Source organism: Anaerobutyricum hallii (assembly GCF_900209925.1).
Lineage (GTDB): Bacteria > Bacillota > Clostridia > Lachnospirales > Lachnospiraceae > Anaerobutyricum > Anaerobutyricum soehngenii.
Map to the genome: position 1 here is coordinate 1,754,103 of NZ_LT907978.1, position 11,622 is coordinate 1,765,724.

12 protein-coding genes are annotated in these 11,622 nt (G+C 37.3%); all 12 read right to left on the reverse strand.

Annotation, left to right across the window (positions count from 1 at the left end):
- Nucleotides 1-14 precede the first annotated feature (14 nt).
- The 12 genes from EHLA_RS08005 to EHLA_RS08060 all read right to left on the reverse strand — a co-directional run bounded on the left by EHLA_RS08005 (nt 15) and on the right by EHLA_RS08060 (nt 11,357).
- Entirely contained in the window at nt 15-1,058 is a 1,044-nt protein-coding gene (locus EHLA_RS08005; protein WP_096240159.1) for a HAMP domain-containing sensor histidine kinase, read from the reverse strand.
- Entirely contained in the window at nt 1,058-1,768 is a 711-nt protein-coding gene (locus EHLA_RS08010) for a response regulator transcription factor (protein WP_055195604.1), read from the reverse strand. Before EHLA_RS08010 ends, EHLA_RS08005 begins: the two co-directional genes overlap by 1 nt.
- Nucleotides 1,747-3,180: a phospholipase D family protein gene (locus tag EHLA_RS08015; protein ID WP_055195602.1), complete on the reverse strand. Its 1,434-nt coding sequence runs from the start codon at nt 3,178-3,180 to the stop codon at nt 1,747-1,749. Before EHLA_RS08015 ends, EHLA_RS08010 begins: the two co-directional genes overlap by 22 nt.
- Before the next feature lie 289 nt (nt 3,181-3,469).
- The gene (gene cls / locus EHLA_RS08020; RefSeq protein ID WP_096240161.1) at nt 3,470-5,029 is read right to left on the reverse strand and encodes a cardiolipin synthase; all 1,560 of its coding nucleotides are present in this window, start codon (nt 5,027-5,029) and stop codon (nt 3,470-3,472) included.
- 35 nt (nt 5,030-5,064) lie between these two features.
- Nucleotides 5,065-5,745, reverse strand: a complete 681-nt coding sequence (locus EHLA_RS08025) for a GTP pyrophosphokinase (protein WP_005360232.1) — start codon at nt 5,743-5,745, stop codon at nt 5,065-5,067.
- A gap of 38 nt (nt 5,746-5,783) precedes the next feature.
- Nucleotides 5,784-6,761, reverse strand: a complete 978-nt coding sequence (bsh, locus tag EHLA_RS08030) for a choloylglycine hydrolase (RefSeq protein ID WP_005347230.1) — start codon at nt 6,759-6,761, stop codon at nt 5,784-5,786.
- A gap of 134 nt (nt 6,762-6,895) precedes the next feature.
- A complete protein-coding gene (locus EHLA_RS08035) occupies nt 6,896-7,300 on the reverse strand; it encodes a hypothetical protein (RefSeq protein WP_096241593.1) in 405 nt (134 codons plus the stop codon).
- Between the two features lie 7 nt (nt 7,301-7,307).
- Entirely contained in the window at nt 7,308-7,604 is a 297-nt protein-coding gene (locus EHLA_RS08040) for a hypothetical protein (protein ID WP_096240164.1), read from the reverse strand.
- A gap of 9 nt (nt 7,605-7,613) precedes the next feature.
- The gene (locus tag EHLA_RS08045) at nt 7,614-8,612 is read right to left on the reverse strand and encodes a DUF6017 domain-containing protein (RefSeq protein WP_015514765.1); all 999 of its coding nucleotides are present in this window, start codon (nt 8,610-8,612) and stop codon (nt 7,614-7,616) included.
- Between the two features lie 78 nt (nt 8,613-8,690).
- Entirely contained in the window at nt 8,691-9,602 is a 912-nt protein-coding gene (locus EHLA_RS08050) for a ParB/RepB/Spo0J family partition protein (RefSeq protein ID WP_096240166.1), read from the reverse strand.
- Nucleotides 9,592-10,377, reverse strand: a complete 786-nt coding sequence (locus EHLA_RS08055) for a ParA family protein (protein WP_173854276.1) — start codon at nt 10,375-10,377, stop codon at nt 9,592-9,594. Before EHLA_RS08055 ends, EHLA_RS08050 begins: the two co-directional genes overlap by 11 nt.
- A 14-nt stretch (nt 10,378-10,391) precedes the next feature.
- The gene (locus EHLA_RS08060; protein WP_096240170.1) at nt 10,392-11,357 is read right to left on the reverse strand and encodes a ParB/RepB/Spo0J family partition protein; all 966 of its coding nucleotides are present in this window, start codon (nt 11,355-11,357) and stop codon (nt 10,392-10,394) included.
- Nucleotides 11,358-11,622 lie beyond the last annotated feature (265 nt).

Consider the following 11,622-nt stretch of genomic DNA (forward strand, 5'->3'; position numbering starts at 1 on the left):
TGTTTTTCTTAAACTTATATGGCCTCATCTTTCTGTATTGGAAGCTCTACAACAAATCTGCATCCACCATATTCACGGTTTTCTGCTTTGATTGTTCCTCCGGCACTATCTACAATCCGTTTTACAAGTGCAAGACCTAGGCCATTTCCTTCTGCTTTATGAGATCCATCTACCTGATAGAACTTGTCAAATATTCTGGATTTTACATCATCCTCTATTCCTGGTCCTTCATCTTCCAGAATGAACTTAACAGAATCCTGTTCTTGTTTCAGAAACATCGTAATTATCCCCTTTGAAGGGCTGAACTTAATCGCATTATCCAAAAGATTTATCCAGATATGCATAAAAAGTCCTTCATTCCCAGTATATTTAACTTCCTCCAATTCTACCTGAAAACCAATTTCTTTTTCTGTCCATTTTGTTTCCAATGAAAGAAATGCCTGGCGGATCTGTTCATCCAGACGATATTCTGTTTTTTTCATTGGTATATTCTGATTCTCTAACTTGGATAACAGCAAAATATTACCAACCAATCCGGAAAGTCTTTGGGTGTTAAATAAGATTTTTTCTACATATTCCTCTTGATCCGGAGACAGTTCTTCTCCCTGAAGCAGCATTGTATATCCTTCAATGGCATTAATCGGGGTCTTAAACTCATGAGAAACATTAGATACAAAATCCATCTGCAGCACCTCTGTTGCACGAAGTTCTTTTGTCATAACGTTAAAACTTTGATAAGATTCTCCAACTTCTGCTATACGGCTGTTCGTTTCCAAATGCTGTTCAAAATCTCCCCGAGAAACTTCCTTCATTGCTTTACTAAGCCTAGTAATTGGTTCCAGTAACTTTGCATTAATAAAGGAAGTGATCAGCCCTGCAATCAATGTATTGAAAATCAAAAGCCAGCCAAGCACAGGTATGCTGCCCGGCAGATTAAAAAAATGATTCAAAAAAGCAAATAATAAAGCAGATATAACTGTTGAAAATACAAGTGCCAGCCAGATTGCACCAGTCAGACAGGATCGGATCCGCAATCCTTTTTCTTTCTTTTGTTCCATTATTTTTTCACCACCTTGTATCCAATTCCACGCATTGTTACAATTTCAAAATCCGGGTTATCTTTAAAACGCTCTCTGATTCTTCCTATATGTACCTCTATCGTATGTGGGTCTGCCTCCGTCTCGTATCCCCATACTTCATCCATCAACTGTTGTTTTGTAAATGTTCTGCCTGGCGAAGTTGCAAGCTTATATAAAAGCAGGAATTCTTTTTTAGGCAAAACAAGACTTTCCTTATCAGTTGTAACCGTCATTGCATCATAATCAAACTCTGTTGAACCGATCACAATTTTGTGTTCATTCAGTATCTGTGCACGGCGAAGCAGTGCTCCGACTCTTAAAACCATTTCATTCACATTTACCGGTTTTACCATATAATCGTCACTTCCCGAAAGAAATCCCTGGCGCATATCATCAAAGGAACCTTTCGCAGTGATCATAAGCACTGGTATCTGATATCCTGCTGAGCGAAGTTCTGACACCAGTTCATAGCCATCCATAACCGGCATCATAATATCAGAAATGATCAGATCAATATATTCCTTATCCAATACTTCTAATGCCTGTGCTCCATCCGATGCACTTTTGACTTGATATCCATTCTTCTCAAGCACTTTTTGGAATAGCTGGCTTAATTCTTTATCATCTTCTACAATCAATATTTGAAACACGTTTTCCTTCCTCCTTATTAAAACAGATACCTTGCCCATCCAAGCAGATGCTGTACCAAAAATATTTTTCTCTGACGTTTCTTTGTTAATTCGATTGGCTCTACATGATATGGATCACGATAGGTTCCATCTTCCAATACCTGGCGGGACACTCTTTCATATTCCATCATGCCCTCTTCCAACTGTTTATTAATATCTTTACTGCGTATTACAAGCATCAGTTCCGTATCCAGATATGCACTTCTCATGTCCATATTAAAGGAACCGATTACAGACAGATCATCGTCAATCAGAATACTTTTTCCGTGGTATGAATAACCGCCTTCATATTCCCAGATATTAATTCCTGTACTTAAGATTCTATTTCTGTTTTTCGCATAATCGGCAGACCCAAATGGATTCCCATTATTCGCAACTGAATTTGTCATGATAGAAAAATCTGAAACGTTCTCTGCAATCTCCTCCCATGTATTATACATCATATCATTACAGATAATATATGGCGTGTGGATCTTCACACGATTTTTTGCATTTTTCATCAATTCTCCCAACTGATACCACACTACTGGTTCTTTGGAACCTGTGTGAATAGGATTTGACACTAATGCAATCTTTTCTGTCTCAAAAGTTTCGTCCGTGTAATCAGTATCGCAGATTCTTTCCTTATTCTCTTCAAAATATTTCTGATAGCCGTTCTGCAGCTCTAAAACTGCGTTCTTTACAGATTTTCTATTTGCCAGTTTTTTATTGTCATGAAAATAATCACTGTCTTCCTGATTCCATATGGTTTCAAAATACTCTGACAACTGGTTAACTGAATTTTCTTTCTCAGGTTCATCGCAAACCACTAACACGTCTCTGTCATAGTTCTTATGTCCCGGAAAATCACCCAGGAAATAATTGTATGTATTTCTTCCCCCAAGAATATATCTCTTTCCATCTGCAATCAAATATTTATCATGCATTCTACCCATCATTTTCCACGGTTTCAACGGATTGGCCTTATTATACAGTTTAATTTCAACATTCTCATGGGAAGATAATCCATAGAAATACGGATTTCCTTCCATATCAATCCAGCTCTCCATTCCATCTACTAACAGACGAATATGTACACCTCTGTCTGCCGCATCATGCAGTGCTCCTAAAATCAATTTTCCACTTTCATCGGATTGAAATGCAAAAGTAGAAAGAATAATTTCCTTTTTTGCATTCTTAATCAAACGCACTCTTTGTAAAAGCGCTTCTGGATTCTTTTCTATGATTACTGCCCGTTCTGTATTTTCACTGCATTCGTTCCATGACCCATTTTTTGTTTCTTTTTTGGTTGTATTGGACACTTCCGGCTGCTTTTTATATGCAACGCAGATTCCGAGCAATTCATAAAAAGCCACACATAAAAAAATTGCCAGTATAACAAGAAGGATTTTACATATTTTATGCTTTTTCATTGTACATCACCTGATTCCTTTTTATTTCATACTTATACAATACAAAGTCAATCTCAATTTAACCTCAACAAAATTTATTTTTCATAAAAAATATGACCGGCTTCTTTTTAATGAAACAGTCATATTTTTATTCTAATATATGAAGGAGCTTTTCTTACTCCGTTGTATTAATCACTATCCATGCAAAATCTTCTTTGTACAACAGACTGTTAGATATAGCAAAAACGGCCTTTCAAAAACAGTTAACTTCTAAATCAACTGTTTTTTGAAAGGTCGTTTCATCAGATTCTTATAGCAATCCAGCAAATAATCTCATAAATAATTGTCCCAGTCGCAAATATGCACTTCGTCCGGTTTGATATTGGTCTGTCACATCACGACATTCTCCCATCGTTCTTATCAGATCATTTTTTATTTCCACAACTGCCTGACAATCTGCCATAAAACAGCCGTTTTCAAAATGGTGATATAAACTTCGATAATCCAGATTAATTGTTCCACAAGTTGCCATACAGTCATCTGCCACACTCATTTTTGCATGGCAGAAACCAGGAGTCCACTCATAAACACGAACACCATGTTTAACTAATCCATGATAAAAAGAACGAGTTATATTATAAATGAATTTTTTATCAGGGATACCAGGTGTGATAATTCTTACGTCTACCCCTCGCTTAGCAGCCAGACATAACGCATGCGTCATTTCATCTGTTATGATTAGATATGGAGTCATAAACCAACAATATTTTTCAGCTTTATTTATCATACTGATATAAACTTCTTCTCCTACTTGCTCATTATCCATAGGGCTGTCTGCATAAGGTTGAACAAACCCAGTTTGCTGTGCCGCATAATCATAATGGAAAAGATATTTACTAAAATCAGAATCATTAGCATCCTTATCACTTACTGCATTCCACATTTCCAAAAATGTCACCGTAAGCGACTGAACAGCATCTCCTTCTAAACGAATACCTGTATCTTTCCACTGTCCATACGGGTGTGTGTAATTAAAATATTCGTTTGCTAGATTATATCCACCTGTAAATCCGACTTTTCCATCAATAACTGTTATTTTTCTATGATCACGATTGTTCAAAAACAGATTTAAACCTGGCATAAACGGATTGAATACACGGCAATGAATTCCTATTGCTTCCATCTTTTTCACAAAATCTGTGTTAATAAAGCCTATAGAACCCATATCATCGTAGAATACTCTAACTTCCACACCTGCTTTTACTCGCTCTTCCAGAACATCTTGAATCTTATGCCATGCTTCAGCGTCTTCTATCGCATGATATTCCATAAAGATAAACTTCTGTGCTTTCTCCAAATCCTTAAGCTGTGCCTCTAGTCCTTTCACTGCTTTATCAAAATACACAATGTCCGTATTCTGATAGATTGGATACTGCGAATTTCTTTGTATGTAACTTGCTATATTTCCTGCTTTCGGAATTGTTTCTTTTATTTTGCTCAAACACTCCTGACTGTCCGGAAGCATTGGTAACAATTTGCTATCAATTTCTGCGTATCGCTCACGCATTTTATGTGTGCCACCATTCAAACCAATCAACAAATACAGGCCTACACCCATAATTGGGAAAATTAGAATTAAGATGACCCAAGGCATTTTCATAGAGGATGTCTTATTTGATGCGTACAATCCCAAAACCAAGATCCCACTCAAAATCCTTGTAAATAAATTTATGATTTCTGCATATTCATTCAAGCGTGTTACGATAGTAATAATAAAAATCACTTCCAGAAGAATGCAGATTATGGAAAAACACAGCCGTTTTACCCCATTTTTTGTTTTTGCTTTGCCTTCTAAAGTATCTTGTTTCATATATATTCCACCTTCCTACTTGCTCAGTTTTCACCCTAAATTTCGTGGAACATACCAATTTTGTCTTTTATTCTCTGCATTTCATTATCTGCTTCAATGATAGCTCTTGCAGAATGAAGTAATTCTTCACTTATCTCATCATAGCCAGGCATTTCTTCAATTCCTTTTTTATAGCGAAGTTGATGTTCCAATGTTGCCCAGAAATCCATACCATTGGTTCGAATCTGTAATTCTACACGCATAGGTGTTTTACCCTTAGCAAAAAATACTGGTATTTCAACAATCATATGATAGCTTCGATAACCATTCGATTTTGGATTTTTTATATAATCTTTTATTTCAATAACTTTAATATCATCCTGTTGGGTAATCAAATCTGATATCATATAAATATCGTCAATAAACGCACAAACTATTCGAACGCCTGCTACATCATTGAGATATGTCTGTATATTTTCTGTTGTAAATTCATATCCCATCTTCTGTAGTTTATCGTAAATACTATTGGGCTGCTTAATTCTTGTTTTTATAAAAGAAATAGGATTTCGATTGTTCTCAACTGAAAATTCATCATCCAAAACCTCAAGTTTAGTTTGTATCTCCCGAATAGCACAACGATACATCATCATTAAATTATAAAATTTTGTAGCATTATTTAAAAACTGTAGTGATTCCGGACTGTTCATCCTGAGTTTTTTTACTTCATCTTTTGTCATGGAACTTTCCTTTCTACCTCATCCCTGATTTCAAAACATTATTTATTTTGATAGTTGATTCGTTCTCCTTGAATTACTGGATAACAAATCATTTTATCACTATCCAGATTTTCTACATGCATATCTACTGCACTGATCTGATGGTTTTCATAAGTATTGTAATAATAAATACCTTTTGTAACATTACAACACGACGTATACAATGTGATTTCATATTTTCCATCCGCTACTTCGCAACATCCTCGTTGCTGATCCACAGATCCGAGAATGTGGAAGAATTGGCTAACGCTTTCTTCCTCTGATTCACCTGAAATTGCATTTACCTTTGTAAAAGCTACACGTACAAAGCGTGAGGAAGATGAGAGATCTCCCGGAAGACCTAATCCTCCCATACCTCTACTATATGCATCAAGAGCCAAATTTTCGCAGAAAGTATTTCTGGGCTGTTTAGGAGATAAATACATATAATTATTTAGTTGAAACATCTGCTGTGGAAATGGCGGATTATTCGTAAGCACTCCTACTGGATTATCATAAATATGCAAACCATCTGACATAGATTCTACCGTAATTGACTCATTCTCATCAGAAATGATCCAGTGTAATTGTGCTAATGGTAATTGCTCGCTGAAAGGAGTATTAACAATATTAATTCGTTCAAGAAGCTCGCGAACTTCAACTAAAGAAGAACACTGACTTAAAATCCACGGAATAAATTCAAACTGTGCAATATTTTCCACATCTGGCTTAATCGCGGCGTAAACAGCATTTCCGACAAAATTCAGTCCTGCCATTGCCACTCCTTTTTCATTCATAGCATCATAATACAAAGGATAATCCTCAGCAACATGAGCCATTCCAATAATTGCATAATGATTTTTCATATCGCCAACATGGCGAAAATTAAACGCATAATTACGTGGTGTAATTACTATCTGATCACCATAAGAGAATTCATAATCGAGGGTTCGTCCAAAGTAAAAATCTTTTGTTTTATAAGTTGCTGCTGTACACATGATCGTTTATCCTCCTAAATAGATTGAAATATGTCAATGAGCTTTTTCTTGAACAATATTATATCACAATTCTTTTATTTTGTTCCAACTTCATACATGATCATAACATGTAAACTTTAAACTATTTTCCTAGATTATTTCTCCATCAGTTTTTCAAACCAGGTATCCATAGCTAGGATGAATTGACCTACGTCTGGCAATTCTTGCAGCATTTCGTTTAGGGTTTTGTGCTTCACATATTTCTGCACATACACCCAACAGGCAACGCTACTGGCTTCTGATACAATGTCAGCTATGGTTTTGCGCATAAGCTCTTCAAATTCAGCAATTTCTTCTTTTGGGACAACATCATACAGTGTTGGTGCCTGATGACTTAATTTTACGCCATTTTCATTTGCATCTTTAAGCAGATTCTTAACTTTTTCTCTTGAATCCTCCGGTACTTTCATGTACTCCCACATAAATGCTATCACATCGGACGGTGTGTCTTTTTTAAGTGGTGGTAACTGAATATAATCATTGTTTTCGCTCATTTTCATGTCCTCCTCACGATATAATAAAATCAATAATACGTTCTCTTGTCATGTCCAGTACAGTATCTACGAACACTCCTGCAAAAAGGATCAGATACAGAATTACACTCAGCGAAAACAGAAATGCAACCTGTGCCCAGTCATGGTAACAGTATGCAGTCGCTATAATCAACAAAGTGAATATAAACCCAAGGATCCCTCTGACAACCGCATAAGTCTGTACTGTCATCTTTACTGCCAGGCCGATCACAAAAAGGATCAGCCATACCGGCAGTAATAATATCTTCCCAGCAAGTTTTAAAATAAACATGTGCACCTCCTATCTTGCCAGTCCTGGCATATCATGGTTCACCTCTGCCTGATAATACCCGTTCATCGTTGACGGTGCATTAAACAGGGCTGCTAATAAATATTTCTTGATGTTCTTCACCTTTGTGGTGTTACCACTCATACAGTGTAAGACATACTCGATATGTGAATAGGTCAGCATCAGAAATTTTTTCTTCACCAGTGATGCCGGATACCAGTTGCTGGCAATCAAGATCTTGTCATTTTTACACATCACAGTCTCTACAATCAGGTTCACGATTTCATCTACCTGCCGCATATCGTCATGATGGGTTACTTCCAGTGATTCATAATCAATGGTCTCTTTGACAAGGTTTTCATAAGCCTGATAATCCTCAGAGCGGTTATCGCTATCAAATCTTTTCTCATCCACAGATATGATATGATTAGATTTATTATCATTCATTTCAGTATCACTAAGATTAGTATTATTAGGGTTTGAAATGTAAACTTCTTGAAGTTTGTTTTCGGGACTTCTAGAAGTTTGATTTTGGGACTTCATGAAGTTTGAATTGTAAACTTCTGTAGGTTCCTCATTTTCCAAAGAAGTTTGTTTTTTAAACTTCTTTAATTCCTCTTCAAATTTTTTCTCATCTGTTTTCTCGGGCATAAAGGTTTTCACGTAGATAACGTTCACCTTTCCAAATCCCTGTCTGCGTTTTTCAATCAAACCAATTCCTGTTTCGTCATCCAGTTCTCTCATGGATTTGATGGCTTTATTTCTGCCACAGTTCAGTAATTCCATGATATCTTCGATGGAAAAATAGATATATGCTCTGTTTTTGTCATCAAACCACTGATTCTTGATGGAAAGAGACATTCGATCCAACATCAGTCCATATAAAATTTTAGCATCGCTCGATAAATCTTTAAAGTAACTGTCTGTAAATAATGCTTTTGGTATGCGGTAGAAGCTGAACTGATCAGCTTCGGTACCGTAAAAATAATTAAATGTCATTTTTTTCTCCATAATTTCCTCCTTTCATTTTCTGCTAAGAAGTCCTCTTTTTAAACTTCTTTGACTTTGTTTTCTTAGCTTTTTCTATCCTTAATAGGACTGTTCCTGCATCCATTTTTCTAATAATGATTCAATCACCTGCTCCATATCTTTGGCTGTATAATCATCCGGAAAGTACTTTGTCAGTTTCTTTTCTGAGAAAGTGAGAGACCTGGATACTTTCTTTGCCATCACACAGTTATTGAAAATTGATAACATCTGGATCTGATTGATTGGTCCATCATTCAGCTGATTTCTGAGTGCTGCAATCTGTTTTGGCTTGATAAATCCGGTGTCGCTGATATATTCATAAATCCATTCCTGTACTTCCTTATCGATGTAGGAAATATCTACGGCAACCGTGAACTGAAGCTTTTTGTTATCTACCAGATCAAGAAGTTCTGGTATTAACTCTGTCAGTCGGATGTAACGCTGAATCTGCTTAGAACTTTCTCCAACTTGATCTGCAAGTATATTTCTCGATATTACTGGTTTCAACTTCTGGTCATTTTGACCAGAAGTTATATCTGTCCTGCTTCCTTGTCTTTTCATTGCCTCAAGTTTCATCTTATAAGCAAAAGCTTTCTCACTTGGCAACAGTTCCTCTCGCTGAATGTTAGCGTCCACCATGGCCACAATGGCATCATCATCCGATAATTCTCTTACGATTGCCGGAATAGTCGTAAGTCCTGCAAGCTGTGCTGCATGCATTCTTCTATGACCGGATACCATTTCATATTCTTCATTATCATCCATTCGAAGCAGTACCGGTGTCAGTACTCCATTGATCCTTACACTTTCAACCAGATCCTGCATCTTTTCATCATCCAGCACCTTGAACGGATGATTTTTAAACGGATGGATCTTACTGATTTCTATCTCCATTGCAGATTCTTCATTTACCACACCCAGCAGTTCATCAATGCTTGCCAGTTTAATCTTTTCGCCACTTCTATTTTTCATTTTTCAAAACCTCCTGTGTTAAGTTCTTATATGCTTCGGCAACTTTTCCTTTCGGGCAGTGCATGTAGATGCTTTTTCCCTCTGCACTGGTCTCAGCAGCTTTTACAGACATCGGGATCACATTTTCAAATACCTCGATCTGACTTCCGTAGGTTGTATGTACTCTCGATGCAATATCCCTTGCGTAATTGGTTCTGAAATCTACCATGGTCAGGAGAATGCCCTCAATCGCCAGTTTCCGGTTCAGTCTTTTCTTTACTGTAAGAATGGTCTTGATCAGCTGCTGAAGTCCTTTCACCGGCAGATATGCGGCTTGCACAGGTATCAACACAGAATCGGAAGAGACCAGTGCATTGATTGTTATCATACCAAGGCTCGGCATACAGTCGATCAGGATATAATCGTATCGGCATCGTATCGCATCGATATATTCTTTCATGATCATTTCTCTGCTCATAACATTTCCCATCGTTACTTCCAGTGCGGAAAGCTCAATATTTGCCGGGAGAAAATCTACATTTTCCTGGTGATGTAAAATCCCATCTTCCAGAGAGATTTCTTCTTCGTTGATGACATCCATCATGATCGTTGCCAATGTGATGCGAAGATCATCCGGTTCCTCATATCCAAGACTTGCGGTTAAACTTCCCTGTGGATCCGCGTCGATCAGCAACACTTTCTTACCTTCTCTTGCCAGTCCAATGCCTACATTTACGGTTGTGGTGGTCTTTCCGACGCCACCTTTCTGGTTTACTACGGATATAACTTTACACATGATTTCTTCCTCCTTTAACTTTCCCATGATTCTTTTTTCCATAATTTCAACAGTGCCAGTATTTCCCGTTTCATCATTGCCGGTGTATAAGAATTTGGAAAATACTTGTGCAACTGCTCGTTTGTGAATGCCACTCTTGTGATCTCACCCTTTTTCACTTCACACATGATCTCTTCCATCTTTTCCAGTGACAACTGTTTTTCTTTACTCAGTTGCCGGATCCTCTGGGCCTGTGAGAGTGATGGGATTGCCTGTGCATACTCCATTGCTACAAGCAGTTCTCTTTGTTCTTTTTCACTCAATGCAGCTATCTCTACAGCCGGACAAAAAGAAATAATCTCATCATCCAGTTTCTGCAACATTTCCGGTATCAGCTTTGTCAGTGAAATATAACGCTGCACTTGTTTTGGGCTATCACCACAATCCTCACTGATAATATCTATCGAACGTTTTCTTGTTTTTTTGTGGTCAACTTGGCTCTTTTTTCGACCACTTTTTCTTTTTAATACGTCATTCTTCAGTTTGTAAGCAAAAGCTTTTTCACTGTAACTAATCCGTTCTCTGTGAAGATTGGAATCTACCATGCTCAAGATGGAATCATCTTCACTTAATACCCGGATGATTACCGGTACTTTACGGTATCCCAGTTTCTCCGCAGCATGTTTTCTTCTGTGACCGGATATGATCTCATAGTATCCATCCGGTACTGGTCTGACGATTAGCGGATTTAAAATTCCATACTTCTCAATGCTTTCCTGCAAAAGAAACATTTCCTTATCATCTTTTACCTGAAACGGGTGCTCTTTGAACGGACGAAGACGCTCAATCTCAATTTCTATGATTCTTTCTTCGTTTTCTCCTGATTGTCTATTTGGCTCATTCATCTCGACTCCTTTCCTCCAGGATTCAGGAAATAAAAAATGCCTGCCTGGAACTTTTATAGATAGTAAAGTTCCAAACAGACATTGCTGTTTGACCATTAGCTGTAGCTAATAGAATTGAATACTGTTTCAGCTAATTCATGTTTGCAAGTTTGGGAGAGATTGTTTCTTTTCCCGCCTTTTCTCTGATTTACATCCCCGAATAAGGGGTGACAACGGAGCGGAACCCAAATGTTAGCTGGACTTCTTAAAACCTATGTTTGCAAACCGGTAATTTTGATTAGCTGTCAGCTAACAAAAATCGGATTGCGTTAGCTGGAAATTGATCATTTTGAATGGAATTTTGTGTCACGAACGTGATTTG